Origin of the sequence: Pseudomonas sp. RA_15y_Pfl2_54 (genome assembly GCF_963971015.1) — a bacterium.
Taxonomy (GTDB): domain Bacteria; phylum Pseudomonadota; class Gammaproteobacteria; order Pseudomonadales; family Pseudomonadaceae; genus Aquipseudomonas; species Aquipseudomonas baetica_A.
In genome coordinates this window covers 1-26,079 of sequence record NZ_CAXAPN010000008.1, presented here as the reverse complement: position 1 = coordinate 26,079, position 26,079 = coordinate 1, and the positions used below count along the sequence as shown (strand labels likewise).

The 26,079-nt window shown below is 58.7% G+C and carries 23 protein-coding genes and 4 tRNA genes; 17 read left to right on the top strand and 10 right to left on the bottom strand.

Translation table 11 applies throughout. The features are described from left to right. Nucleotides 1–31 precede the first annotated feature (31 nt). Nucleotides 32–592, top strand: coding sequence for a glutathione peroxidase (locus AACY50_RS07900; protein ID WP_339538425.1), 561 nt, complete (start codon nucleotides 32–34; stop codon nucleotides 590–592). A gap of 78 nt (nucleotides 593–670) precedes the next feature. Here the strand turns inward: AACY50_RS07900 and AACY50_RS07895 are convergent, their stop codons facing one another. The 3 genes from AACY50_RS07895 to AACY50_RS07885 all read right to left on the bottom strand — a co-directional run bounded on the left by AACY50_RS07895 (nucleotide 671) and on the right by AACY50_RS07885 (nucleotide 3,072). Next, complete coding sequence (locus AACY50_RS07895; RefSeq protein WP_339494958.1) at nucleotides 671–1,942, bottom strand: OmpP1/FadL family transporter; 1,272 nt, start codon at nucleotides 1,940–1,942, stop codon at nucleotides 671–673. Between the two features lie 146 nt (nucleotides 1,943–2,088). Next, nucleotides 2,089–2,571: a hypothetical protein gene (locus AACY50_RS07890; RefSeq protein WP_221732210.1), complete on the bottom strand. Its 483-nt coding sequence runs from the start codon at nucleotides 2,569–2,571 to the stop codon at nucleotides 2,089–2,091. A 276-nt stretch (nucleotides 2,572–2,847) separates the two neighbouring features. Then, on the bottom strand, nucleotides 2,848–3,072 hold the full coding sequence (locus AACY50_RS07885) for a hypothetical protein (protein WP_221732211.1): 225 nt from the start codon (nucleotides 3,070–3,072) through the stop codon (nucleotides 2,848–2,850). Between the two features lie 965 nt (nucleotides 3,073–4,037). Here AACY50_RS07885 and AACY50_RS07880 point away from each other — a divergent pair. Together AACY50_RS07880 and rmuC are read left to right on the top strand one after the other, a co-directional pair. Continuing rightward, on the top strand, nucleotides 4,038–4,361 hold the full coding sequence (locus tag AACY50_RS07880) for a sel1 repeat family protein (RefSeq protein ID WP_339433685.1): 324 nt from the start codon (nucleotides 4,038–4,040) through the stop codon (nucleotides 4,359–4,361). A gap of 175 nt (nucleotides 4,362–4,536) precedes the next feature. Further along, nucleotides 4,537–5,901, top strand: coding sequence for a DNA recombination protein RmuC (gene rmuC / locus AACY50_RS07875; protein ID WP_339433723.1), 1,365 nt, complete (start codon nucleotides 4,537–4,539; stop codon nucleotides 5,899–5,901). Between the two features lie 93 nt (nucleotides 5,902–5,994). Here the strand turns inward: rmuC and AACY50_RS07870 are convergent, their stop codons facing one another. After that, nucleotides 5,995–9,465 (bottom strand): hybrid sensor histidine kinase/response regulator, encoded by a 3,471-nt coding sequence (locus tag AACY50_RS07870; protein ID WP_339433684.1) that lies wholly within the window; start codon nucleotides 9,463–9,465, stop codon nucleotides 5,995–5,997. 177 nt (nucleotides 9,466–9,642) lie between these two features. Further along, a complete protein-coding gene (locus AACY50_RS07865) occupies nucleotides 9,643–10,185 on the bottom strand; it encodes a TetR/AcrR family transcriptional regulator (protein ID WP_339433683.1) in 543 nt (180 codons plus the stop codon). Nucleotides 10,186–10,276: 91 nt separating this feature from the next. Here AACY50_RS07865 and AACY50_RS07860 point away from each other — a divergent pair, with 91 nt between their 5' ends. The 4 genes from AACY50_RS07860 (at nucleotide 10,277) to AACY50_RS07845 (ending at nucleotide 15,057) form a co-directional block, all read left to right on the top strand. Beyond that, entirely contained in the window at nucleotides 10,277–11,464 is a 1,188-nt protein-coding gene (locus tag AACY50_RS07860) for an MFS transporter (RefSeq protein WP_339538423.1), read from the top strand. Between the two features lie 52 nt (nucleotides 11,465–11,516). Next, nucleotides 11,517–11,828, top strand: coding sequence for a cupin domain-containing protein (locus tag AACY50_RS07855; RefSeq protein WP_339538422.1), 312 nt, complete (start codon nucleotides 11,517–11,519; stop codon nucleotides 11,826–11,828). Between the two features lie 105 nt (nucleotides 11,829–11,933). Beyond that, nucleotides 11,934–13,085 carry a TDT family transporter gene (locus AACY50_RS07850; protein ID WP_339538421.1) on the top strand — a complete coding sequence of 384 codons (1,152 nt, stop codon included), beginning with the start codon at nucleotides 11,934–11,936 and terminating at the stop codon, nucleotides 13,083–13,085. A 97-nt stretch (nucleotides 13,086–13,182) separates the two neighbouring features. Continuing rightward, nucleotides 13,183–15,057: an MFS transporter gene (locus tag AACY50_RS07845; protein ID WP_339433679.1), complete on the top strand. Its 1,875-nt coding sequence runs from the start codon at nucleotides 13,183–13,185 to the stop codon at nucleotides 15,055–15,057. 114 nt (nucleotides 15,058–15,171) lie between these two features. Here AACY50_RS07845 and sugE read toward each other — a convergent pair whose 3' ends face one another. The 3 genes from sugE to rdgC all read right to left on the bottom strand — a co-directional run bounded on the left by sugE (nucleotide 15,172) and on the right by rdgC (nucleotide 17,638). Beyond that, entirely contained in the window at nucleotides 15,172–15,486 is a 315-nt protein-coding gene (gene sugE, locus AACY50_RS07840) for a quaternary ammonium compound efflux SMR transporter SugE (RefSeq protein ID WP_126361504.1), read from the bottom strand. Between the two features lie 119 nt (nucleotides 15,487–15,605). After that, nucleotides 15,606–16,571: a bile acid:sodium symporter family protein gene (locus tag AACY50_RS07835; protein WP_339433678.1), complete on the bottom strand. Its 966-nt coding sequence runs from the start codon at nucleotides 16,569–16,571 to the stop codon at nucleotides 15,606–15,608. A gap of 146 nt (nucleotides 16,572–16,717) precedes the next feature. Beyond that, nucleotides 16,718–17,638 (bottom strand): recombination-associated protein RdgC, encoded by a 921-nt coding sequence (rdgC, locus tag AACY50_RS07830; RefSeq protein WP_339433677.1) that lies wholly within the window; start codon nucleotides 17,636–17,638, stop codon nucleotides 16,718–16,720. 159 nt (nucleotides 17,639–17,797) lie between these two features. Here rdgC and AACY50_RS07825 point away from each other — a divergent pair. From AACY50_RS07825 to AACY50_RS07810, 4 genes are all read left to right on the top strand, one after another. After that, nucleotides 17,798–17,873 (top strand) — tRNA-Val (locus AACY50_RS07825). 19 nt (nucleotides 17,874–17,892) lie between these two features. Next, nucleotides 17,893–17,969 (top strand) — tRNA-Asp (locus tag AACY50_RS07820). Between the two features lie 198 nt (nucleotides 17,970–18,167). Beyond that, nucleotides 18,168–18,243, top strand: a tRNA-Val gene (locus AACY50_RS07815). Nucleotides 18,244–18,262: 19 nt separating this feature from the next. Further along, nucleotides 18,263–18,339: transfer RNA gene (locus tag AACY50_RS07810), tRNA-Asp, on the top strand. A gap of 115 nt (nucleotides 18,340–18,454) precedes the next feature. On the opposite strand, the gene AACY50_RS07805 is transcribed toward AACY50_RS07810, so the two are convergent. Both AACY50_RS07805 and AACY50_RS07800 read right to left on the bottom strand, forming a co-directional pair. After that, complete coding sequence (locus AACY50_RS07805; RefSeq protein ID WP_339538448.1) at nucleotides 18,455–19,591, bottom strand: catalase family protein; 1,137 nt, start codon at nucleotides 19,589–19,591, stop codon at nucleotides 18,455–18,457. Between the two features lie 29 nt (nucleotides 19,592–19,620). After that, on the bottom strand, nucleotides 19,621–21,429 hold the full coding sequence (locus AACY50_RS07800; RefSeq protein ID WP_339538420.1) for a di-heme-cytochrome C peroxidase: 1,809 nt from the start codon (nucleotides 21,427–21,429) through the stop codon (nucleotides 19,621–19,623). Between the two features lie 269 nt (nucleotides 21,430–21,698). Here AACY50_RS07800 and AACY50_RS07795 point away from each other — a divergent pair, with 269 nt between their 5' ends. The 6 genes from AACY50_RS07795 to AACY50_RS07770 form a co-directional block, all read left to right on the top strand. Then, nucleotides 21,699–22,418 (top strand): FKBP-type peptidyl-prolyl cis-trans isomerase, encoded by a 720-nt coding sequence (locus AACY50_RS07795; RefSeq protein ID WP_103306955.1) that lies wholly within the window; start codon nucleotides 21,699–21,701, stop codon nucleotides 22,416–22,418. A gap of 293 nt (nucleotides 22,419–22,711) precedes the next feature. Next, complete coding sequence (locus AACY50_RS07790) at nucleotides 22,712–23,167, top strand: YkvA family protein (RefSeq protein ID WP_339433675.1); 456 nt, start codon at nucleotides 22,712–22,714, stop codon at nucleotides 23,165–23,167. Between the two features lie 112 nt (nucleotides 23,168–23,279). Then, on the top strand, nucleotides 23,280–23,621 hold the full coding sequence (locus AACY50_RS07785) for a helix-turn-helix domain-containing protein (RefSeq protein WP_339433674.1): 342 nt from the start codon (nucleotides 23,280–23,282) through the stop codon (nucleotides 23,619–23,621). Beyond that, a complete protein-coding gene (locus tag AACY50_RS07780) occupies nucleotides 23,618–23,989 on the top strand; it encodes a hypothetical protein (RefSeq protein ID WP_003223109.1) in 372 nt (123 codons plus the stop codon). Before AACY50_RS07785 ends, AACY50_RS07780 begins: the two co-directional genes overlap by 4 nt. Further along, the gene (locus AACY50_RS07775; protein ID WP_339538419.1) at nucleotides 23,990–24,397 is read left to right on the top strand and encodes a sel1 repeat family protein; all 408 of its coding nucleotides are present in this window, start codon (nucleotides 23,990–23,992) and stop codon (nucleotides 24,395–24,397) included. It abuts the gene before it with no gap. 237 nt (nucleotides 24,398–24,634) lie between these two features. After that, a partial coding sequence (locus AACY50_RS07770) for a DUF6531 domain-containing protein (RefSeq protein ID WP_339538418.1) occupies nucleotides 24,635–26,079 on the top strand: 1,445 nt, incomplete at its 3' end.

Sequence of the window (26,079 nt, the reverse complement as noted above, 5' to 3'; positions counted from 1 at the left end):
GACCTCTGACGACTGCTCAAGGAGGCTCGAAATGCTGATGCGCTGGTGTGCGGTTCCCGCGTTGCTGATGGCGTTGACTGGCCCGGCCCAGGCCGCTGACTGTCCGGAATTGTTGCAAGGCTCATTGCCGAAATTGCGTGCCAAGGATTCCATTGATCTGTGCAAGCAGTACGCCGACAAACCGCTGGTGGTGATCAACACCGCCAGTTTCTGTGGTTTCGCGCCACAGTTCGAAGGCCTCGAGGCACTCAATCAGCGCTACAAGGCGCAAGGTCTGGAAATGCTCGGTGTGCCCTCCAACGACTTCAAACAGGAGTCCAGGGACAGCGCTGAGACTGCCAAGGTTTGCTATGCCAACTACGGCGTGACATTCGCCATGACCGAGCCGCAGAAGGTTCGGGGTGATGACGCCACGCATATGTTTCAGGTGTTGGCTGCGCAGAGCAGTGCGCCGAAGTGGAATTTCTACAAATACGTGGTGGATCGCCAGGGCAAAGTGATCGCCAATTTCTCCAGCCTGACCAAGCCGGATGATCCGCAGTTTCTCGCCGCGATCGAGAAAGCCATTGCCTCAAAGCCGCTGAAACCCTGATCTAAATGAAAAAGCCCCGCGCTCTTTAACCGAGGCGGGGCTTTTTAGTGGGCGAGGGGTTAGCCTCGCCTGACAGCATCAGAAGCGGTAGGTTGCGCCGAGACCGAAACCGTTTGCCGAGTTTTCATACTTGGAGTTGTAGTTCTGGCCGCGATCGTTTTCGTTGCGGATCTTGACCGACTCTTCCTTCAGGTACGAATAAGCGACATCGATCGTCAGGTCTTCGGTCGGGCTCCAGCCAGCGCCGATGCTGAAGATCGTCCGGTCGCCGGTAGGAATGCGTGGCGAACGGTCGACGTTGTTGGTCGGCGACTGGTCGAACGTCAGGCCGGTACGCAGTACCCACTCCTTGTTCAACTGGTACGACGTGCCCACGGCGTAAGCCCAGGAGTCGTGCCAGTTCTGGTCTTCGGTGATTTCACCGAACTGACCGGCCAATGCAGGCTGTACGCCGGAGTTCTTGACGGTGATTTTTTCCAGTTGGCTCCAACGGGTCCAGGTGGAACCGGCATAGACGTTCCAGCGGTCGTTGATCGCTTGGGTGACCGAGAAGTCGATGGACTCAGGCGTGGTGATCTTCAGCGAAGCATCGTACTTCTGGCTGGCGCTAAGACCGGCCAGCGCCAGTGCGCCGTAGTTGACCTTGGTGTTGCCTTCAAGCTTGTAGTCGACTTTGGAGTGATACGTCAGACCCAGTCGGGTGGTGTCGGTGGCTTGTACCAGCACGCCGATGTTGTAGCCCAGTGCGGTGTCGTCGCCCTTGATCTTGACCTTGCCATCCGGCAGGGCCTGAGTGATCGACAGGTTGGATTCCAGCGTGCCGTCGATGCGGTTGATGGTCGGGCCGAAACCGATCGACACCTTGTCGTTGAAGGCGTAGCTGACAGTTGGCTGAAAGGTGATGACCTGTACTTCGGACTTGCTGCCGAAGTAACGACCGGCAAACCCTTTTTCATAGTCGGTAATCAGGCCGAACGGTACATAAACCCCCAGACCAAATGCCCAATGCTCATCGATCGGTTTGACGTAGAAGCCCATAGGTACGGAGGTGAAGGGCACCATGTCGCCTTTGTTGCTGCCGCCGTTAGGGCTGGAGCTACCGTCGCTGATATCGGTCTTGGCATCGAGGAATGCAACACCGCCAGTGACTTGTTCGCGCTTGAGGCGCGACATGCCGGCAGGGTTGCCATAAACAGTGCTTGCGTCGTCGGCAGAAGAAGATCGCCCGGCGTAACCCGTCCCCATCCCGCTAATGCTGTGTTCGTTGATGGCAAAGCCAGCGGCGAAAATCTGCGTGGATGCCATGGCAACGGCGAGGCTAAGGGTGGTTTTGAGCATTACTTTTTTCATTATTAGAACTCCTGGTGATCACCGGGGCGAAAATTACCAACATTTTCGTTCCGGCGCTATAGTCCGTATGCGTTGAGTTAGAGCGGTTTTGTAGGACAATCCGACCAGAATGGCGACATGATGGGCGATCTTGAAAAACTGGTCAGTCAGCAAGCGACCTGATTCAGTGGTGAAACACAGGTTTGCCATGCATAAGTGAAGTCCCGCAGGCGACCCTGGGGCTGAAAAGTCTGACGCCAGATCCGCGCCATGCCGAGCAGATCATTGGGGGCGGGAAGGGTGGGGTTTTGTTCTTCCACCAGCAGCCAGGCGATGGCCGTGGCGTAACGCAGGTTGACGGTCAATTCCAGGTGCGGGCTGCTGAGAAAGGCATGCTGGCTGGCCAGTCCGCGAACCAGGCTGGCGCGTTCCGGATCGAGCGCCAGATAGTCATCCCAGAGTGCCTGATGGCGATGCTCGGCGATGCGGTAGAGGCCGTGGCCTCGGCGGTCATGCAGGGCGGACCCGAGGTCGGACTGGCTGGCTGCAATGCCCAGCAAAAGGGATTCGGCGGTTGCGCAATGGCGTCCCAGATAAATCAGCGTAGGACGGATCACGTAGCGACACAGTTCGCTGGCAGCGATACCCATAAAGCCCTCGGATCTTGTTATTGGGCGGCGATACCTGAAGGTGGCCTTGGCAGCGGTGGATCGACTCAGGCTCGCCGGAAGCGGATCACGCCGCTTGAGTTGAAGTGTAGTGTCATATTTGCGACGTAAAGGCCTGTTTTTAAAATATTTCCGGCAGTGAGTTATAACCGTTATATCCGATAGTGCTTAGGCGTCGAGGGTAAAAAGTGAAACATCAGGCAATAAAAAGCCCTGCGTTTTAAGCAGGGCTTTTGCTTTTTGCAGCCTTTTCGGCTCTCAGGCAATCAGGGCCTGACGTGTACGATCGATCACGGCCTGCAGCGGTTCGGCGCTGGAGTATTGATCGGGGTACAGACGCTCGCTGTGGCGGGCGATCCCGTGTTCATTGACCACGGTGAAGCTGAAGCAGCCTTTGCGAGCGGCCATGATCAGGCAGTTCATTGGTGCAAAAGCGTTGGTTAGGGTGCGAATGGCATCCTGAGTATGAATTTGAGCAGACATAGTTATTAGGTGTTCCTACAAATGACACGGATAAGAGCCGTGCAACGTTAAAACGTTCCAGTAACGTCGACCACCATTGGTCGAACGAAGAACCCGACTGGAACAAAGCAGCCAGTTTGAAGCGCTATTAAGTTGGCGCGCTTGGGCTGGCAGGTAGGTACTTAGGAGGGCAGGCAACACATCAAGGGCAAAGGTTCTGGGCCCGGGGTGAAGATCCTGATCAATTTGCAGGTTGGTTCGGTCAGAGTAAGTGGCCTTCGCAACACCCTTTGCATTCATTCAAAGGCTGTGTTGTCGCAAGATTTACCTGGAAACCATCGAGGGGTCGATCCCGCTTTTTTCGGTAGTGGCTTCTTGGAAGAAGGTTGACCGTGGGGATGTGTTCGACCGGAATTGACTTTCAGCTTGGTACTAACGCCGCGGATACTAACGGATCGAATTGGACAAAGCAAACCCTGCGTTGAAAAAGATTGCAGTAGCGAGCGGAGTTCGCGAAACGACCTCGCTGGGGCGCCCCGGATTGGCTCACATCTCGACCGTCGGTCGGCGAAGACGTATCCGTGAAACGGCGCCTCAGAGGCCTCTTTCGTTAGTCAGGGTGCCAAAACGAACCGAAAAAGCGCATTGATATAACCGGGTAACAGGCACTTGTGCACATTAGTTGCGCAAGCTGTAACGACGCTGTCACATCAATCCTGACTCCGGTGGCTGCCTGTATCGAAAGTTTAAGTCAATGAAAAACATCGCTTTTTTTTGTTGGTGAAAAAATCGTCAGTTTGACTGCGGGCCCCATTCCACAAGGCTTTGCGAGGGTTGGAGAGCGGTTGTCCACTGAGTTATCCACAGCTTCTGTGGATTGTCCCGAGCGCTTGCTCTAGCACGGGCGTGCCGGGTTGTTTTTCGACTTTACCTGTAAGAAAAAGAGAGTAAAGTGGCGCGCCTTCCGATCTGTCCCACAGTGCTTTATGAAGTTTCGCTCAGTACCAGACGCTGTTACCTCAGAACATCTCCGTGTTACCTCTCCCAAGCGATTTTCCGTGCGTGTGGCCGAATGGTTGCTCGACAGTCCGCGCCTGAGTGACAGCCATAACGCCAAACACTTGGCTGGCCGCCTGCTCAAGCAACCGGCGCGTGAAGGCGTGGTCGCCGCACAAAGTCGTCTCGGTCAGTTGATGTGCCGCGAGTGCGGTAATGCCCGGGACCGTCGCATTGGTCAGGATCTGCTGCGTCAGGCCGCCCGCGCCGGCGACCGTCGTGCGCAACAGGAACTTGGCCTCATCGAAGACTGAGCTGTCCAAGTTCTGACACCTTCGTTACCCTTCAGGCTTTATCGGATCGGCAGGAGTCGCTATGGCTATGGACTTGACCAGCGTATTGCTCGGTCTCGCAGGCGCTGGGCTGCCATTGTTGGCGTTGGCCTGGCAACTGCAACGCCGGGCGAGTACCGGACAAGCCGAGGTGGCCTTGCTCGAAGAGCGGCTGGCCATGGCGCAATTGGCGCAGGACGGGCTCAGCGCTCAGCTTGATGCCAGCCGCGACGAAGTCGCTGACCTTGGCCAGGCCAACGCGACCAAACAGGCCGATCTGGCGGCACTGCGCCGCGAAGTCGAACTGCTGCAAATCGAGCGCGATGACGCCCGTGACGCCTCCCATGCCTGGAACATCGAGCGTGCCAACAAAGAGGCTGAACTGCGCCGCCTCGACGCTCAGGCGGCTTCGCTGAATGCCGAACTGCGTGAGCAGCAGGAAAGCCATCAACAACGCCTCAACGACCTGCAAGGCTCGCGCGATGAGTTGCGTGCGCAGTTCGCCGAGCTGGCGGGCAAGATCTTCGATGAGCGTGAACAACGTTTCGCCGAAACCAGCCAGCAGCGTCTCGGCCAGTTGCTCGATCCGCTGAAGGAACGCATTCAATCCTTCGAAAAACGCGTGGAAGAAAGCTATCAGGCCGAGGCCCGTGAGCGTTTCTCGCTGGCCAAGGAGCTGGAGCGTCTGCAAGCGCTCAACCTGCGTTTGAGCGACGAGGCGACCAACCTGACCCGCGCCCTGAAAGGCCAGAAAACCCAAGGTAACTGGGGCGAGCTGATTCTTGAGCGCGTGCTGGAACACGCAGGTCTGGAAAAGGGCCGCGAATATCAGACCCAGGTCAACCTCAAAGGCCCGGACGGTGAGCGCTTCCAGCCCGACGTGATCATTTACCTGCCGGGCGACAAGCAAGTGGTGGTCGACTCCAAGGTCAGCCTCACGGCCTATCAACAATATGTGGCGGCGGATGACGACACGCTGGGGCAGGTGGCAATCAAGCAACATGTGCTGTCCCTGCGCAATCACGTCAAAGGCTTGGCCGGCAAGGATTACAAGCGCCTGGAGGGCTTGCACAGCCTGGATTTCGTCTTGCTGTTCGTGCCGATCGAAGCGGCGTTTTCCGCTGCATTGCAGGCTGAGCCCAGCCTGTTTCAAGACGCATTTGACCGCAATATCGTCATCGTCAGCCCGACCACGTTGCTGGCGACTCTGCGGGTGATCGACAGCCTGTGGAAGCAGGAACGCCAGAGCCAGAACGCCCGGGAAATCGCCGAGCGCGCCGGATGGCTGTACGACAAGTTCGTGCTGTTCATTCAGGATCTGGACGAAGTTGGCAATCGCCTGCAGCAATTGGACAAAGCCTACAGTTCGGCGCGTAACAAACTGACAGAAGGGCGCGGCAATCTGGTCAGTCGCAGTGAACAGCTCAAGCTGCTGGGCGCGCGGGCCAGCAAGAGCTTGCCGGCAGATTTGCTCGAGCGGGCGATGACGGATGTCGATGGGCTGGTCGAGCTACCCGAATAATCACCACAAGCCCGCGCCTGCAAGGGGCACCCCAACCCGGTGGGCGCGGGCTTGCTCGCGAAGGCATCAGTCGTTTCGCTGCAAACCCGAGATTTACAGCGGCAAATACCGACTCAGCAATGCCCGCAACGCCGCCGGCTTCACCGGTTTGGCCAGATAATCCAGGCCCGCCGCGTGTACCTGCGCGACCATCTCGGGGCGCCCATCGGCGCTGATCACCACGCCCGGTACCGGCTCGCCCAGAGTCGTGCGCAACCACGCCATCAGCTCGGTCCCGGTGTCGCCGTGATCAAGGTGATAGTCGACCAGCGCCAATTGCGGCCGCACCCCCTCGCTGAGCAGCGCGGCGCATTCCTCACGATTGCGCGCCGTCCACACTTGGCAGCCCCAGCGGCTCAACAAGCTGTTCATGCCGATCAGAATGCTGTCTTCGTTGTCGATGCACAGCACCTGCGCGCCGCTCGGCAACTTGCCATTGATCTCGGCAACGACGCCCACCGGTGTGGTTTGCGTGCGAGCCAACGGCACACTGACACTGAACACACTGCCGCGCCCCGGCCAAGAGCGCACCCGCAGCGTATGACCGAGCACGCGACACAAACCGTCGGCGATCGCCAACCCAAGGCCGAGGCCTTTTTCGGCGCGCGTCTGGTGGCTGTCAAGGCGTTTGAACTCCTCGAAAATAACGTGCTGCTTGTCTTCCGGAATACCAGGCCCGCGATCCCAGACCTCCAGACACAATTCCCCGGCGCGTCGCCGCACACCCAGTAAAACCGGGCCTTTTGCGTAACGGTAAGCGTTGGTGAGGAAGTTCTGCAAAATTCGTCGCAGTAACTTGATGTCGCTGTCGATGCGCAACTGACTGCCGCGCACGCGGAACGTCAAACCTTGTTCCTGGGCCAGCGCCTTGAACTCCGCCCCCAGCGTGTCGAACAGTTCATTGACGGCAAACGGCTTGCGATCGGGATTGATCTTGCCGTTTTCCAGACGGGAAATATCCAGCAGATCACTGATCAGGTCTTCAGCCGAGCGCAACGAACTGTCGAGGTGCTGGACCAGTTTCTGCGCCTCGCTGCTCAAGCCGTCGTCCTGATGGGAGAGGGCGGCAGAGAACAACCGTGCGGCGTTCAATGGCTGCATCAGGTCATGACTGACGGCGGCGAGGAAACGGGTTTTCGATTGGTTTGCCGCCTCGGCGGTGCCCTTTGCGTCGGTCAATGCGACGTTGAGTTGCGACAATTCCTGCGTCCGTTCGCTGACCCGTTGCTCCAATCCTTCATTGGCTTCGGTCAGAGCCTGCTCGGCTTCGCGGAATGCGGTGATGTCGGTGAAACTCATGACGAAACCGCCGCCGGGCATCGGGTTGCCGATCAACTCGATCACCCGACCATTGGGGAACAAGCGTTCAGAGGTGTGCGCTCGGCCCTGGCGCATCCAGTGCAGGCGTCGGGCAACATGCACTTGCGCTTCACCCGGGCCACACAAACCGCGCTCGGCGTTGTAGCGAATGATGTCGGCAATCGGCCGGCCGACGCTGATCAAGCCTTCCGGGTAGTTGAACAGTTCCAGATAACGACGGTTCCAGGCCACCAGTTTCAGTGACTGGTCGACCACGCTGATGCCTTGGGTGATGTTTTCAATCGCACCTTGCAGCAGCGCACGATTGAATTGCAGGACCTCGGAAGCTTCGTCAGCGATACGCACGACGTCCTCCAGTTGCATCTCCCGACCTTCGATAGCGGCTTTTACTACCGCGCGCGTCGAAGACGCGCCGAGTACGCCGGCCAGCAAGCGCTCGGTGTGGGCGATCCATTCGCCGTCAGCGTTCTGGTTCGGGTTGTAGCCTTTGCCCTGACGGTAAGCGAAACGAATGAAGCTCTGCCGTGCGCGTTCCTCCCCGACAAACCGCGCCGCCAGTTGCAGCAGGTCGTCAATTTGCACCGCCAGCATCGAGCGCGCACTCGGGCGGGCGCTGATTTCCTGGCCGATGAAACGCCCGGCCTGCCAGTGCTCCGACACCCGTGTGCGGGATAACACCGAGACCCACGCAAACAGGGTGAAGTTACCCGCCAGTGACAGCACTACGCCCTGAGTCAGGGGCGAGATCGGCAGGTTCAATGGGTTGCCGTGCAGCCACGCCAACCCCGGGAAACTGCTCAGCGACCAACCCAGACTGTGGGCGGCAATGGGCAGAACCAGCGTGTAAAACCACAGGAACGTGCCGGCGGCGAGGCCGGCAAAGACGCCACGGCGGTTCGCCTGTTTCCAGTACAAGGCGCCGAGCATGGCCGGAGCGAGTTGGGTGACCGCGGCGAAAGCGATCTGGCCGATGGTCGCCAGGCTCGCCGTCGAGCCCAGCAAGCGATAGCTGACGTAAGCCAGCAGCAAGATCACCACGATGGTGACCCTGCGCACCGAGAGCATCCACTGACGGAACACTTCGAACGGGCGCTCGGCGTTTTTGCGCCGCAGCAACCACGGCAACAGCATGTCGTTGGAGACCATGGTCGACAGCGCCACACTGGCGACAATCACCATGCCGGTGGCTGCCGATGCGCCGCCGATAAATGCCAGTAACGCCAGTGCCGGATGGGCCTGCGCCAGTGGCAGGCTGATCACGAACGAGTCGGGCAGCACGTCGCTGGGTAGCAACATCTGACCGGCGAGGGCGATCGGGACGACAAACAGCGCGGCCAAGGCGAGGTACGCCGGGAAGACCCATTTGGCCAGGCGCAGATCCTGCGGATCAATGTTCTCGACCACCGTGACGTGGAACTGCCGGGGCAGGCAGATGATCGCCATCATCGCCACGCCGGTCTGCACCACCATCGAAGGCCAGTTAATGGTCTCTTTCCAGTATTGCTCAAGGCGCGGCGCGAGCATCGCCTGGTTGAACAGGTCGTCGAAACCGTCGTAGAGGCCGTAGGTCACGAAGGCACCGACGGCCAGAAACGCGAACAGCTTGACCAGCGATTCGAACGCAATGGCCAACACCATGCCACGGTGGTGTTCCGTGGCGTCGAGGTTGCGGGTGCCGAAGACGATAGTGAACAGCGCCAGCACCAGTGACACGATCAGCGCCGTGTCCTGGCCGCGAGTGCCCATGGCGTCGACGCCGGCGCCAATCAACAGGTTCACGCCCAGGACGATGCCTTTGAGTTGCAGGGCGATATAGGGCAGGACGCCAACCAGACAGATCAGCGCGACGACCACCGCCAGCGATTGTGATTTGCCGTAGCGCGCCGCGATGAAGTCAGCAATGGAGGTGATGTTCTCCTGTTTGCTGATCATTACCATTTTTTGCAGAACCCACGGTGCGCCCACTAACAGAAGGATCGGCCCCAGGTAAATCGGCAGGAATGCCCACAATTGTTCAGCGGCCTGGCCGACCGCGCCGAAGAATGTCCAACTGGTGCAGTAAACCGCCAGCGACAGGCTGTACACCCAGGCCCGCATTCGCGGTGGCAACGGTGTGCTGCGACGGTCGCCGTAGAAGGCGATGGCGAACATGATGGCCATATAGGCCAGGGCAACGGCGGCGATCAGCCCGGTGGACAACGACATGCAACACTCCCGACAGAAGACTCCCCGGCACTCCTGCCCGGGCGGACAGTCTCGCATGAGTGTGGCGGTTAGTCAGTGTCGACCAAGGTCGTGGCGTGGCGGGGTGTCGCGGGTAGGGATCCGGGTGGTTTTCATGGTGACTGGGCTGGCTTCATCGCTGGCAAGCCAGCGACAGCATCAGTCCTGTTTCAGCGCAATATCGATCAACCGATGCAACTCTTCCACCTCAAGCGCCGACGCCGAAAACAGGATGCGAAACACCACGGGCGACACCACCAGATTGATCAGCCGATCAACGCTCGGTGCCGGCTCGTCAGGATGGCGCTCGATGATGGTCTGTAACTGCGCCCCGATAATCGTCACGCAATAGCCTGGCGTGGCGCTCGCTTGCACGTCGCGCATCATGTTGCGCCCAGGTTCGGAACTCATTTCATCGAGATACTGCTCGGCCCACGCGCGAATATCGCTGCGCAGGCTACCGGTTTCAGCCGGCGCGCTGTCGGGGCGCATGCGGGCGAGGGCAACGTCGGCCAGCAACGCTGCCAAATCCCCCCAGCGCCGATAAATCGTCGATGGCGTAACGCCGGCACGCGCCGCGATTTGCGGGACGGTCACGCTCGAGCGCTCCTGCTCTTGCAGGAGAGCGCGAACGGCCGAGTGAATCGACTCTTGCACCCGGGCGCTGCGACCGCCGGGGCGTAAACCTTCTTTAATAGCCATGCGGCAGACCTTAACACAAAGAATTTGCTTTAAGCGTTGAGCGGTAGCACACTCCGCAAAAGCAAAAAATTAGCTTTTGCGGAGTGTGCTCATGAATAGTCCTGTTTCCCATCGCTCGAACCTGTGGTTTCTGGCGATCACCTTACTCAGTTTTCTCGCCGCTTCCACTGCGCCGACACCGTTGTATCACCTGTATCAGGATCAGTTGCATTTCTCGGCCGCGGTGCTGACCCTGATTTTTGGTGTCTATGCCCTGAGTCTGCTGGCGGCGTTATTAACCGTCGGTTCGCTCTCCGATCACCTGGGGCGCAAACCAGTGATCTTCACTGCTGTGCTGCTCAATGCGTTGGCGATGTTGCTGTTCATTTATGCCGACAGCGTCAGTGGGTTGATTGCAGCGCGGGTTCTTCAAGGGTTTGCCACGGGCATGGCCACGGCCGTATTGAGTGCCACGTTGCTGGACACCGACCGCCAGCAAGGGCCGTTGATCAACAGCGTTGCACCGCTGCTCGGCATGGCATTGGGCGGCATGGGCTGTGGCTTGTTGGTCGAGTTCGCCCCAGAACCATTGCAACTGACGTATTGGCTGCTGTTCGCGCTGTTTGTGCTTCAGGCGCTGTATGTCTGGCGTCTGCCGGAAAGCGTAACGCCGCAAGCCGGGGCTTGGGCGTCATTGCGGCCAACCTTGCACGTCCCCGTTCAGGCACGTTCAACGTTATGGCGAGTATTGCCGCTGAACACTGCGACTTGGGCGCTCGGTGGTTTTTACGCATCCCTGGCACCGTCGCTGGTGCGCGCCGCCACCGGTTCCACTTCCAACCTGGTCGGCGGCGCCACCGTGGCGGCATTGACCGTGACTGGCGCACTGATGATCTTCACCCTGCGCAGTCGCAGCGCCAAACGAGCCTTGCAGTTGGGCGCGAGTCTGCTGCCGATGGGGCTGGTGCTGATTCTGCTTGGCGTGCACAGCGCCAGTCTGTCGCTGTTTTTCCTCGGCACGCTGGTGGCAGGCTGCGGCTTTGGCGCCGGGTTCCTCGGCGCCGTGCGCAGTCTGGTGCCACAGGCCTTGGCTCATGAGCGCGCCGGGTTGATGTCGGCGTACTACACGCTGAGTTATCTGGCGTTCTGCCTGCCAGCGTTGCTCGCCGGCTACCTGGCGCGCCGCTTTGGATTGCTCGCGACCACCGATGGCTACGGTGTGGTGCTGATCGTATTGGCGCTAGGCGCTTTGTTGCTCAGTCTGCGTGCTCAACCGGTCAAGGTGTGCAACGCTCCATAACCGCCGCAGTTTCGGTTAGCCTTGCCCGGCCATTCTTCTCACGGATCGACTCATGAAGATTATTCGCAGCAAAACCTTCACCGCCGACCGAGCCTGGGGGGCGCTGGACATCGCCAACATGAACGGCATCACCACACGCCTGCACTGGACCGATCAGCCCTATAAATGGCACGTCAACGATGGTGAGGAAGTGTTCGTGGTGCTCGATGGGCAAGTGGAGATGCACTATCGCGAGCAGGGCGAAGAAAAACAGGTGCAACTCAACGTTGGCGACATCTTCTACGCCTCGGTTGGCACCGAACATGTCGCCCATCCGCAAGGCGCGGCGCGGATTCTGGTGATCGAGAGCGAAGGTAGCGTTTGACTGCTTATTTGTAAAATAGATAACAGTTAGAGATATTACCCGTTATATAGATATTCGATTCGGTTCTACCATGGACTCAACCTCACCCGAGGACAGGAGTTCACGATGACTTGCCCCAACAGCGCCAAACTCGGCATCAAGCCGTTCAATCAACTTCAGCATCCGCGTGAAGTGATCCGTCAATTCACCCCGAACTGGTTCGCCGCGACCATGGGCACCGGCGTGCTGGCGTTGGCGCTGGCGCAATTGCCGTTGACCCTTCCCGGGATGCACGCTGTGGCCGAAGGGTTGTGGTTGTTCAACATCCTGTTGTTCGCATTGTTTACCGCTGCTTACGCCGCCCGCTGGATGCTGTTTTTCGACGAGGCACGGCGGATTTTCGGCCATTCCACCGTGTCGATGTTCTTCGGCACCATTCCCATGGGGCTGGCGACGATCATCAACGGCTTCCTGGTGTTCGGTCTGCCGCGCTGGGGCGATGGGGTGATTCAGCTAGCTGAAGTGCTGTGGTGGGTTGATGTGGCGATGTCGCTGGCCTGCGGCGTGTTGATCCCGTACATGATGTTCACGCGCCAGGAACACAGCATTGATCAGATGACCGCCGTTTGGCTGTTGCCCGTCGTGGCTGCGGAAGTCGCGGCGGCCAGCGGTGGTTTGCTCGCCCCGCACCTGACCGATGCCCACTCGCAACTGGTGGTGTTGACCACAAGTTACGTGCTTTGGGCATTTTCCCTACCGGTAGCGTTCAGCATTCTGACCATCCTGCTGCTGCGTATGGCCCTGCACAAACTGCCTCACGAAAACATGGCAGCGTCGAGCTGGCTGGCACTCGGGCCTATCGGCACCGGGGCGTTGGGCATGTTGCTGCTGGGCGCTGATGCGCCGGCGATCTTCGCGGCCAACGGTCTGTCAGGCATCGGTGAAATCGCTGCGGGCCTGGGGCTGGTGGCGGGGATCACTTTGTGGGGCTTTGGCTTGTGGTGGATGTTGATGGCGTTGCTGATCACCGTTCGCTATCTGCGTGACGGCATCCCGTTCAACCTCGGCTGGTGGGGATTCACCTTCCCGTTGGGCGTGTATTCGCTGGCAACCTTGAACCTGGCGAGCACGCTCAACCTGACATTTTTCAGTATTTTCGGCACGGTGTTGGTTACTTTGCTGGCGGTGATGTGGCTGATTGTCGGCAAGCGAACCCTGCAAGGCGCCTGGCGCGGCGAGCTGTTTGTCTCGCCGTGCATTGCAGGTTTGAAGAAATAACCTGAAAAGTTTAGGTAAGGTGTGGCCTGGATCGCGGTTCGAGATTCCAATAAACAGTATCCAGGCCTCCCTCTACAAAAACAGGTACACACGGAAGATGAGCCACCCCTCACAGTTCAACCTGCTGCGCACCCGGCGCTTCTTGCCGTTTTTCATCACGCAGTCGCTCGGTGCGTTCAACGACAACGTGTTCAAGCAGTCGTTGATCCTCGCCATTCTTTATCGGCTGACCATCGAAGGTGACCGCTCCATCTGGGTCAACCTGTGCGCGCTGCTGTTTATCCTGCCGTTCTTCCTGTTCTCGGCGCTGGCCGGACAGTTCGGTGAGAAGTTCGCCAAGGACGCGCTGATCCGTCTGATCAAACTGGCGGAAATCGCCATCATGGCGGTGGGATCGGTCGGCTTCCTCTTCGATCACCTGTCACTGATGCTGGTCGCGCTGTTCGCCATGGGCACGCATTCGGCGTTGTTCGGGCCGGTGAAGTATTCGATCCTGCCGCAGGCGTTGCATGAGGATGAACTGGTGGGTGGCAACGGGCTGGTGGAGATGGGCACGTTCCTGGCCATCCTCGCCGGCACTATCGGTGCCGGGGTCATCATGTCTTCCACGCATTACGCGCCACTGGTGTCGATCGCCATCGTTGGCATCGCGGTGCTGGGCTATCTGGCCAGCCGCAGCATTCCCCGTGCGGCGGCTGCATCGCCGCAAATGCGCTTGAACTGGAACATCTTCAGCCAGTCCTGGGCGACCTTGAAACTGGGTTTGGGTCAGACGCCAGCGGTGTCGCGTTCGATTGTCGGCAACTCGTGGTTCTGGTTCGTCGGGGCGATTTACCTGACGCAAATCCCGGCCTACGCCAAGGAGTGGATGCACGGCGATGAGACCGTGGTTACGCTGATTCTTACGGTGTTCTCGGTCGGTATCGCTCTCGGCTCGATGCTTTGTGAAAAGCTTTCCGGGCGTAAGGTCGAGATTGGTCTGGTACCGTTTGGCTCGTTCGGCCTGACTGTGTTTGGCCTGCTGCTGTGGTGGCATTCCGGCGGAATTCCACAGAGCGTCACCGGCCATAGCTGGACCGAAGTGCTCGGCTTCGCACACACCTGGGCAGTGTTGATCGACATTCTCGGCCTTGGCGTTTTCGGTGGTTTCTACATCGTGCCGCTGTACGCACTGATTCAGTCGCGCACCGCCGAGAACGAGCGGGCGCGGGTGATCGCGGCCAACAACATTCTCAACGCACTGTTTATGGTGGTCTCGGCGATTGTCTCGATCGTGTTGTTGAGCGTGGTCAAACTGTCGATACCGCAACTGTTCCTGGTGGTGTCGCTGCTGAATATCGGCGTCAACGCCTACATCTTCAAGATCGTTCCCGAGTTCAGCATGCGCTTCATGATCTGGCTGCTCAGCCATTCCATGTACCGCGTCGAGCATCGCCATCTGGAAGCGATCCCGGATGAGGGCGCGGCGCTGCTGGTGTGCAACCACGTTTCGTTTGTCGACGCCTTGCTGATTGGTGGCGCGGTGCGTCGGCCGATTCGCTTTGTCATGTACTACAAGATCTACAACTTGCCGGTGCTGAACTTTATCTTTCGCACGGCGGGGACAATTCCGATTGCCGGACGCAACGAAGACATTCAGATCTACGAAAAGGCCTTCAGCCGAATAGCCCAGTATCTGAAGGATGGTGAGCTGGTGTGTATCTTTCCGGAAGGCAAGTTGACGGCCGATGGCGAGATCAACGAGTTCAAGGGCGGGTTGACGCGGATTCTGGAGGAAACACCGGTGCCAGTGATTCCGCTGGCATTGCAGGGGTTGTGGGGGAGTTTCTTCAGCCGCGATCCGAACAAGGGCGTGTTCCGCCGGTTGTGGTCGCGGGTGACGTTGGTGGCCGGACCGGCGGTGGCTGTGGAAGCCGCGCAGCCGGCGAAATTGCAGGAGTTGGTGGGGGCGTTGCGCGGGACAATCAGATAGTCGCTGAATTCAAGGGCCCCTTCGCGAGCAAGCCCGCTCCCTCAGTTGACCGTATTCCTCTGGCAGAACGCGGCTGAATATGGGAGCGGGCTTGCTCGCGAAAGCGGTAGTGGCCTAAGCGCTGACCTTGAGGCCAATCAATCCGGTAATGATCAATGCCACACTGGCCAACCGAATCAGCGCCATCGACTCGCCAAACAAAATGATCCCGGCAATCACCGTGCCCACGGCGCCAACGCCGGTCCAGATCGCATAAGCGGTGCCCAGCGGCAACTCCTTCATCGCAAGGCCCAGCAGGCCAAGGCTGATGGCCATGGCCGCAACGGTCAGTACGGTGGGGAGCGGGCGGGTGAAGCCGTCAGTGTATTTCAGGCCGACGGCCCAGCCGACTTCGAACAGGCCGGCGCAAAACAGAATGATCCAGGACATGAAAGACCTCCATCGATTGATGGGGTCGTCCCCGGATTAATGACTCGATCGAGCCGCAGGGTCGTCCCCGCGTTGCGAAATAGTCTGACGAGCATTAACCCCGGGATCAAGTTTTGAAATCAGTCCGCTGTTTGTCGTGACAGCATTTGACGATCTTCTTTCTCACTCATTCGCCGGAAGTATGTCGAAAGCAGTGCCCCGGAAATGTTGTGCCAAACGCTGAACAGTGCGCTCGGCACTGCCGCCAATGGCGAGAAATGTGCGCTGGCCAGCGCGGCGCCCAAACCGGAGTTCTGCATCCCGACTTCCAGTGCCAGCGATTTGCGCTGGGCCAACGGCAACTTGAACAGGCGCCCGGTGAAGTAACCCAGCAAGTAGCCGAAGCTGTTGTGCAGCATCACCACGGCCATGATCAGCAGGCCGGATTCGGCAATCTTCGCCTGACTGGCCGCCACCACAGCGGTGACGATGATCACGATGCTGACCACCGACACCAGAGGCAATACATTGACCGCGTGGCGAACCTTATCGCCGAGCAAACGTTGAGCAACGACGCCGAGGATGATCGGCAGCAGCACCACTTGCAGGATCGACCAGAACAGCTCCATGAACGACACCGGCAACCACGCCGAGGCCAGCAGCCAGATCAGTGCCGGGGTCAGCAGCGGGGCGAGGAGGGTGGTGACGGCGGCGATGGCCACCGACAGCGCCAAGTCGCCGCGGGCCAGCCAGGTCATCACGTTGGAGGAGGTGCCGCTGGGGCAGCAGCCAACCAGAATCACACCGACAGCAATTTCTGGCGGTAGGTGAAACGCTTGGCACAACAACCACGCCACGCCCGGCATGATCACGAAATGCGCGACCACGCCCAGCGCCACACGCCATGGGTGGCGGGCAACGGCGGCGAAGTCGTCGAGTTTGAGGGTCAGGCCCATGCCGAACATCACCAGTCCGAGCAACGGCACGATGGCGCCTTTGAGGCCAAGGAACCATGCCGGTTGCAGGAATGCCGCGACGGCGAAAATCAGAACCCAGTAAGCGAAGGTGTTGCCGACAAAGCGGCTGAGTGCAGCCAGTGCGCGCATGGCCCGATCCTTATTATTAGTCACACCACAAAACCAATTGTGGGAGCGGGCTTGCTCGCGAAGGCGTTGGGTCAGCCAATATTTATTTGAATGACACACCGCTTTCGCGAGCAAGCCCGCTCCCACAGTTTGAACTCCGTTGGTCTTTAGATCCCCTGCGGAGTCTCTTCACCCCCCAACGCTTCAACCAGCGCCGGCAGGAAGTCGCCGAACGTCAGCATCATCAGGGTGAAGCTGGCGTCCAGTTGGCCTAGAGCTTCGTCGCCGCCGTCCTGTTCCGCCTGATCCTGCAACAGGTCTTCGAACTTCAGGCGCTTGACGGTCATTTTGTCGTCGAGCATGAACGACAACTTGTCCTGCCAGGCCAGCGACAACTGAGTGACGACTTTGCCGGTGCTCAGGTGCAACTGGATTTCTTCGCTGGTCAGGTCCTGGCGCTTGCAGCGCACGATACCGCCGTCTTCGTGGGTGTCGCGCAGTTCGCACTCGTCCAGCACATAGAAATCGTCGGCGGCTTTTTGCGTGGTGACCCAATCGGTCATCACAGCGGTCGGTGCCATCTTCACGGTCAGCGGACGGACGGGCAGGGTGCCGATCACTTCACGCAGGGTGGAGAGCAGGTCTTCGGCACGTTTCGGGCTGGCCGAGTTGACCAGGATCAGACCCGTTTTCGGCGCAATGGCCGCAAAGGTCGACGAGCGACGGATGAAGGCACGCGGCAGGAAGGCCTGGATGATTTCATCCTTGATCTGATCGCGTTCCTTCTTATAGACCTTGCGCATCTGCTCGGCTTCGATCTCTTCGACCTTTTCCTTGACCGCGTCACGCACGACGCTGCCAGGCAGAATGCGTTCTTCTTTACGGGCAGCGATCAGCAGAAAATCACCGCTGACGTGCACCAGTGGAGCATCTTCGCCTTTACCGAATGGCGCGACGAAACCGTAGGTGGTCAACTCCTGGCTTGCACATGGACGCGCCAGTTTGGTGGCCAGTGCAGTTTCCAGCGCCTCGGCATCGACAGGCAGGTCTTGGGTCAGGCGATAGATAAGCAGGTTTTTGAACCACATGGGGTGAGTCTCTCCTTTATACAAAGGGGGGCATTATTGTCTTCGCCGTGGCATAGGCCAACCCTTCTCTAAGCCTTTGGAAGGCCTGAGAAAATTATTTAAAAAAGTGCTTGCCAGAGGTGGGGTCGCTCCGTAGAATGCGCGCCACACCGAAGCGAAGGGTGATTAGCTCAGCTGGGAGAGCGTCTGCCTTACAAGCAGAATGTCGGCGGTTCGATCCCGTCATCACCCACCATTCGTTTCAAGTGTTTAGCGCAGCGGTAGTTCAGTCGGTTAGAATACCGGCCTGTCACGCCGGGGGTCGCGGGTTCGAGTCCCGTCCGCTGCGCCATATTCGGTAACCTGGACCACTGAACGCCAGGTCACCACGGAAGAACCCGCTAAAGCGGGTTTTTTTCTGTCTCAAGTTTGTACCTTGTTCCATCGGGTTTGTGTCGTTTCACCGGTTTTCGGATTTTTTTGAAAAAACTTCAATTAAATCAACACATTACGAAAACTTGTGGCATAATGCGCCCCGTAACGAAGCGAAGGGTGATTAGCTCAGCTGGGAGAGCGTCTGCCTTACAAGCAGAATGTCGGCGGTTCGATCCCGTCATCACCCACCATTCGTTTCAAGCGTTTCGCGCAGCGGTAGTTCAGTCGGTTAGAATACCGGCCTGTCACGCCGGGGGTCGCGGGTTCGAGTCCCGTCCGCTGCGCCATATTCGGTAATCTGGAACACTGAACGCCAGATCACCACAAGAAGCCCGCCTAGTGCGGGTTTTTTGCTGTCTGGCGTTTGCTGTTTAGCGGCCCGACTTGAAATGAGGGGCACGTCTACGGTGCAGCATTCTGGCTATGTCGATAGTCACTCACAGCTTCATAGACGGCTTTACGCAGACGATTGATCCCGCCAATGGGCCGATGCGCTTCAATGCCAAACCACGGGTTGAACGATAAGTTGTCGCAGGCCAGATTCAGCGCCGGTGTGTCGAAGTCCTGCGGCGGCAAGGTTATCCGCGCTACGGTTTCGAACGGTGAATCCTGCTCGCGCCATTCGATGCTGGTGTCCTCGATCGGCATGTAATGGTTCGCATCCTGGCGCTGGATCTGCAAGACGAAACACGCAGGCACACGATCCGTCGACAATTGCTGATTCAACGCACTGCGCAAGAAATTTGGCAAGTCGTGGTTCTGCTTGGGCAGCGTGTAGGCGGGGCAATGGTCCGGGGCGGGCGCTACCCGGAACTTCGCATTGGCCTCGCCAAATTTGTAGGGTGATACTGAAAAGTAGGTCGTGTCCGACGGACTGTCCGGCGGCGGCGACAGTGTGGCCAGTGCGATGAACAAATGGCGGATTTGCCAAGTGCGCGGATCCCATCCCGGAAAAAACGCCGTGATCTTTTTGCCGTCAGCCTGAGCCGCCACATTCTGACGGTACTCGGCGACATCACTGACAAAGAAGTTCGGATGGCTGAACATCACGAAGTCCTGTTCGTGTTGTCCTTGGCGGTTCTCCAGCAACTGTTTGCCCGGCACATCGTGCAATTTGATCGCCATGCCCCGTGCGTCACGCATACTGTCGAACTGCGGGTAGGCGTTGCCATTCGATAATCGAATCATCGCCGGCCAGGTTTTACCCGGCTCACTGAGCACGCCTTGACGCAGCGCCGGCGGTAGATCCGCCAACACTTGCACTTCAGCCTTCACGCAACCGTGCGCCTTGGCATGCGCGTCACGCAGGTACCGCGTGCCTTCGCGGTGTTGATCGACGATACGCACAGCGGTCTGTATCACCTCCTGAGTCATGCCCGCTTCACCGGGTGGAACCTGCTCCAGCGCCGAAACCGGGCCGCGATGCTGCCAGGCAAACCAGGCCGCGGAGACCGCCCAGCCGAGCAGGCCGATCACAAGCATGATCAGCAAGGTTTTGCCCAGTAGACGTCCCAGCCACAACCAGATTCGCGCCAACATCGATAATTCTTTCTTGTGCGTCGACAGGATCATGGCAATTGCGCCTCCAATGGGCCGCCAAGGACTTTCAGGTATTCGAGCAGCGCCCAGCGCTCTTCGGGCTGCAACAGTCGGCCGATGACGCCGTTACCACGTACGCCGGCGCGAAATTCATGGCCGCTGTTATGGTTGCCGCTGATTCTTGTGTCGAACAGAAAACCGTTGGTGAAGGCTTCGGTGCGATAGCCCAGATGTCGTGGGTCGTACTCGAAGGTGCCTTTATAGAAGGTGGCAGCGCGTTCATCTTGCGGTGACAGCAATTGATAAATGCTCGGCACTGAGCCGTTGTGCAGAAACGGCGCAGTAGCCCAGACACCCGCCAGTGGTCGCGCTTTGTAGGCGACTTTTTCACGAACACCGATCGGCAGGCCGAAACCGTCGAGTTGTGGCTTCTCCTGCGGCGTGACCCCGGCCTCGCGATAGGCCCGGTTCTCGACGAATGCGGTGACGTAAGCCAGGCCCTTGGCCACGGATAACTGGCTCAGATCCAGCGGTTCCTTCGGTGTCGGATGAAGTTTTACATCCATGCTCTCCAGTTCTTTGGGGTCCCATTGCAGGGCCGTCAGATCGAAGCGATGGCTGGCGATGTTGTTGGCGGCGTTTGGATCGGTGCCGATGACGTCCACGGGCAACATGTGCAAATGCTGCACCCAGCGTTCGCCTTCCTGAGTCGTGCGTGGAACGTGACACCCGGCGCAGTTTTCGCTGAATAGCGCGCGTCCTTTGGCGGCCAGGGGCTTGTCGATGGCGCCGAATAACCCCTCCGGCCAGGCGGGTGGCTGAAGCTTTTGCAAGGTTTCTTCTATCTTGTGCAGATCGCGCACACGAACGCTTGAGGCATAACGCGCATCGCCTTGCAGTGGCTGGCCGTTGTCATCGAAGAAATTCAGGGTAGCGCCGACACCCAGCGCCTCACCGATGTTGCGCGCCATCGGCTGCTGCGCCGAACCGTTCCATTGCACCCAATCGAAGGTCCACATGTCCCACAACTGCGGGTAGTCCACCGGGGCGTTGGCCACGCGGTAGTTGGCAGGGGATATCGCATCACCGAACGTAGCGTTGGCGATGCGCCCGAATGCATCGGCGCGTCCCGGACCTTCTTCAGTCGGGTAGAGGCCGCGATGGGTGTCGTTCCAGGCGACTCTCAGGAAGGTATTCAGTGAGGTTTGGAAGTCCTTGCGCAGTTGTTCATGGCGCGTGTCGTAATCATTACCCAACACCTGTCGTGCGAAACGCTCGAATTTCCAGGGGTTGTAGTAAGTCGAGGTCAGGCTTGCCACTAGTGCTTGTCCGAAACTGCCGCCACGGAGTGTAGGAACGCTGGAAGGCAAAACATGCTGCGCCGCGCCACCGTCGATGCGCACGGCCTGACCCTTGAAGCGCAATTCACCGGTGTGGCAAGCCGCGCAAGTGATGTCCAGGTAGTGCTCGGAGCTGCCGGGATTTTGGTGTCGGGCAAAGCCTACTGGCAGATTGCCGGGGTTTGTCGGCGTGGCTTTTTGCTGCGGATCGATCAGAAAGCCGAAGCGAGCGAGGTACTCTGGGGAGGCGAAGCGTTGCTCAGAGAAGGGTAATTCCAAGGCCTGGAACCACTCATAGCGCAGCCCTTTGACTTGGGTGCCCTGGGGTGTGAAATAGTAGATTTGCCGCTCTTGCTCAGTCCACTGACTCAGGTAGTGCACCTGTTGGACGGGGGTATAGAAGGGCAATTTCGGATTGGCGACGAAGTACAAAACCAACGCGAGGACGAGTCCCAGCAGTACGACGATCAGGGTCAGCACACGGAATAAGAGGCGCAAGATAAACATCCTTGTCGAGTTGTTGCGCTGTTATGCCTGAGCTTGGTCCTGTGCGGCAAGTGGCCATTACGCCAGATGTTGGGGGAGGGGAGTCGGTCCTTGTCAGGAATAGATGACAGAAGCTTCATCGTGCCTTTGGCCAAATGCGTTTTAGTCCCTGAACTTATCGCAAGATTCCTGCTCTCATGCCGGTAGCCATTGGTCGTGGCGGCCTGATAAGCTCGCGGCTTTACTCGATTGCCCTTTCGGCGCATGAACAAGGAAATAGCATGAAACAGCATCGGTTGGCGGCGGCGGTAGCCCTGGTTAGCCTGGTCCTCGCGGGTTGTGATTCGCAGACCAGCGTAGAGCTGAAAACCCCGGCGCAAAAAGCTTCCTACGGTATCGGCCTGAACATGGGCAAGAGCCTTGCTCAGGAAGGTATGGATGATCTGGACTCCAAAGCCGTAGCCCAGGGCATCGAAGATGCCGTCGGCAAGAAAGAACAGAAGCTGAAAGATGAGGAACTGGTCGAAGCCTTCGCCGCGCTGCAAAAGCGTGCTGAAGAACGTATGGCCAAGATGAGCGAAGAGTCGGCAGCCGCCGGCAAGAAATTCCTCGAGGAAAACGGCAAGAAGGCCGGCGTGACCACCACTGCTTCCGGTCTGCAGTACGAAGTCGTCAAGAAAGCCGACGGCCCACAGCCTAAGCCTACCGACGTCGTGACTGTTCACTACACCGGCAAGCTGACCAACGGCACCGTATTCGACAGCTCCGTCGAGCGCGGTAGCCCGATTGATCTGCCGGTGAGCGGCGTGATTCCGGGTTGGGTTGAAGGTCTGCAACTGATGCACGTTGGCGAGAAGTACAAACTGTACATCCCTAGCGATCTGGCTTATGGCGCACAGTCGCCAAGCCCGGCAATCCCGGCCAATTCGGTTCTGGTGTTCGACCTGGAGCTGCTGGCCATCAAGGATCCAGCCAAAGAAGACGCTGCTGCTGCAAAGTAATCAGCATCGGTTTCAACAACAACGCCTCGCTTATGCGGGGCGTTGTTGCATCTGGAGGATGGCGAGGGTAAACAGAGCGAACCGATGCCGGTCACGACAGTCATAGCTTTGAGGCTGCCCGCATTAGACGCCCTGAGCTGCCAAGTCAATGAAATATTGGGGTTTTTTATGTGAGTAAAAAACGCCCGATCTGAGCGCGGCCCTTATAAAACGGGGCTCTCAGCGCGCAAATGCAGCTCTGTTCACAAGGTTATCCACAATTTGTGTGGATAACATTTCAACGGGAGGAATAGATGAAAGCTCCGTGGAATTTCGCTCGATTCCTGCCCTTGGCCGGCCGCCTGCTGGCTCGCGGTCGCCTGCCGACCTTATTGTTTGCCGTCGCCAGCAAAGGCGCCGCGCAAGGTGATCGGCTCGGCAAACTCAAGGACGATCTGCGTTTGCTCCAGGCATTGTGCCTGGCCTATTGGCGCGGTGAGTACCGCGCGATCAGCCCGAAAGCGTTGATTTCGGTAGTGGCGGGGTTGATGTATTTCCTCAGTCCGGTCGATGCGATACCGGATTTCATCCCGGTATTTGGTATGCTCGACGACATCGCCGTCCTCGCCTGGCTGATGAAAACCCTCGACGATGAACTGACGGCTTTCCGCTTCTGGCGCAAGCGCCAGCAACCGGAAAAACTCGCGGTGGTCGAGCGTCTGCCCGATACCCCCGAGCAACTTCAACTTCAGGGCCCGAAAAAGCCCTGATTCAAGAAGGCCACGTTCAGATAGATCCCCCCCGCGACCTTAGCCGCTGTTAGGATTACACTTCTAGGGAAAAGTGCCGACTCGCTAAGTGTTGTTGTCCTACGGGGTAGTCATGGATATTCAGATAATTGCACGCGATGGTGAACCCGAATATGCGGTTCTGCCATGGGCTCAGTATCAGGCTCTACTGAAAGCAGCAGGCATCAACGAAGCACCGTCGCGGCAGGCTCAAGCACCGCTCGCGGCATCGCCAGACCCGATGCTTCCAGGTCTGGATCAATTACGCAGTTTGCGCGAAGGGAAGGGCATCGCCATTGAGGCGTTGGCCCGCACGGTAGGCATCAGCCCGTCTTACCTGGCCATGATTGAAAGTGGTGAGCGTCAGCCCGACGCCGCGATTCGCCGCAGCTTGGCTTGGGAACTGACGGTGCCCGGGTGGAGGGATGAATCGTGAGTGTACGCATCAGTCGTCAACATTGGGACGGATTGCTGGGGGAACTTGATCAGGCGCGCCGACAGCGCCATCTTCTGACTTATCGGGCTTTGCTCGAACGTTTGCAATTGCCGACGCCGGCGATGCAAACCTTGACCGCCGCACTTGAACATCTCGCGGCACTGGATGCCAAGGCCGAACAACCGCTGCGCAGTTCGCTCGTCATCAGCCAAGGCGCCAGTCGTTTGCCGCGTACCGGGTTTTTTGAATGTGTCGAGCGTCTGGGGCGCTTTTCCGGGCCATCCGATGGCGTCGCTGCAGCGTCTTGGCATGCGTCGGAAGTGGTCAGGGTGTTCGAATACGAGTACCCGGAATCGGCGGAGGCTTGAGTGTTTTTACGACTCAAGGCGCAGGCAAATTACTGGTTGGCGCGTAGGCTGTTTCACTGGTCGTGGTTTGTTCGCCAGCCGCGTGGCTGGCGCTGGCTTGAAGGCCAGTTTGCGCGCATGGCCAACCTTGGCGATGTCGGTGCGCAAAGCTTCTACGGACACATCCTGACCTTTCGCGGCGTAGGGCTGGGAGCGCGTGAAGAGGGCGTGCGCTTACTGCGTCTGGCGGCTTTGGCGGGCGATGGCAAAGCGGCCTACCAAGTCGGCGTCATCAGTTTCGCGGGTACCGCGAGCAAAGCCCCGGATCCTGCTGAAGCCGCACGCTGGTGGGGTATGGCCGCCAAGGCCGGGCATCCATTGGCCGAGCTGAAATTGAAAGAGCTGGGTGCTAGGGATTCAACGCAGTAAATCCATTTGTGTCTGATCTATAAACGGGGCGTGAGGAAAACTCACGCCCCGTTTGCGTTTTCGCTTATTGGCTTGGCATCAAAAGCTTTGTTGCAGACTTCTCCTACAGCAATTGCCTACTCGCCTGACTTATTTCTTGAGTGATCCCCCGCAAAGTCCTCGCGCCTAATTTCTGCGCGAGGGAACGCCCATGTTCGACCCGGTCATTCAGTTTATCTCGCACTCAAGCGTGCGTTGATGGAAGCCATCACCCGTATCGAGCAAGCACTCGACCGCTTTCCCGACACCCTCAGTCTTTATCGCGAGCAGCTCAAGCACTGGGCCAGCCGTGCGGCCGACACCGTCAGCGATGCCATGGATCTGCCGTCCCTGATGGGTATGGAGCGGTTCATCCGCTTCGGCGACCGCAGTACTGCCGTCAGCAGCAGCGACAACGAGTTTTTCTCCGGCGTCGTCCAGTGCCCGAAGGGCGGGCTGATGCTGATCGAGAGCAAGTTCGAGTCGGTGTACGACATCCCGCTGGGCAACATTGTGGTCGATGTGATGGCCATGGACGGTGGTGAAACGACGCCCATCACCCTGGATGCCGAAGGTAAAGGCAAATTCAAGGGAACGCCGGGCAAGTTCTATCGCGTGCATGTACACAGCGAAGTCACCCCGGAGCAGGTCGAGGCGCTGTTCAAGTCCTATGACGGTTTGACTGGCGAGCTGGATGGCTGGCTGCGCAGCGAGTGGCAGGGTTTCAAGCCGCAGTGGTCGCAGTCGGTGGCGACGGCGGCAGGCAACGGCATGTTGGCCGGGAGCTGGGCGGCGATCGAGGGTGTGTGGGACAGCATCGGATTGCTGTCGGAGATCCTTCAGGATCCGGGCGCCTTTGTGGGGCGGTTAGGCAATGGTGCGACTGATCTGATCAATCTGGCTGCAACGGCTCCCAAAGTCATGGCACAGCTTCAATTGCTGGTCAGTGACGAGGCGGCGCTGTGCTTGCTGCTGCGCACCGCGAGTCTTTGGCTGGAAATGCTGCCGCCCAGTGAACTCGCCGGCAAAACCGCGGAAGCGGCGTCGATGATGATCGTGCAGTTGCTGATCGATGTGCTGATCAGCGTTGTGTTGACTTTCGCCAGCGGTGGCGCAGGGATCGCGTATCTGACGCTGCGTCTGGCGGATCGCGCGGTTCAGTTGCTGTCGACAGTGAAGCGATTGGTGAAGGCGTTGTTTGGCATCGTCAACGGCTTCATCAAGTACGTTGATCAATACAAAACCGTCGCCGCGCGCGGTATCGCCGCCGGGGTGAAAAAAGGCCGGATGCAACTGCGCTGGAATGCCAGGCGCAACGCCTTGTTGAAGAAAGACGAACATCACGACGACGCCCCTAATCAGGCAAAAAACCCCAACGGTGACAGCGCCGATTGCGTGCCGTCGACCTGCACCAACGGCTGTCCGGTGTCGATGGTCACCGGCGAAGAACTGCTGACCCTCACCGATGGCACCCTCGATGGCTTGCTGGCGTTCGAGTTCACCCGGTTGTACCGCACCAGTGCCGCCGAAATCGATATCGGTCTGGGGTTTGGCTGGAGCCATTCGCTGGCGCATCGGCTGGCGTTCGACGCTGACGAGGTGGTCTGGATTGACCACGAAAACCGCCGTACACGGTTTCCGTTGCCGAGTGTCGAGCGGCCGGC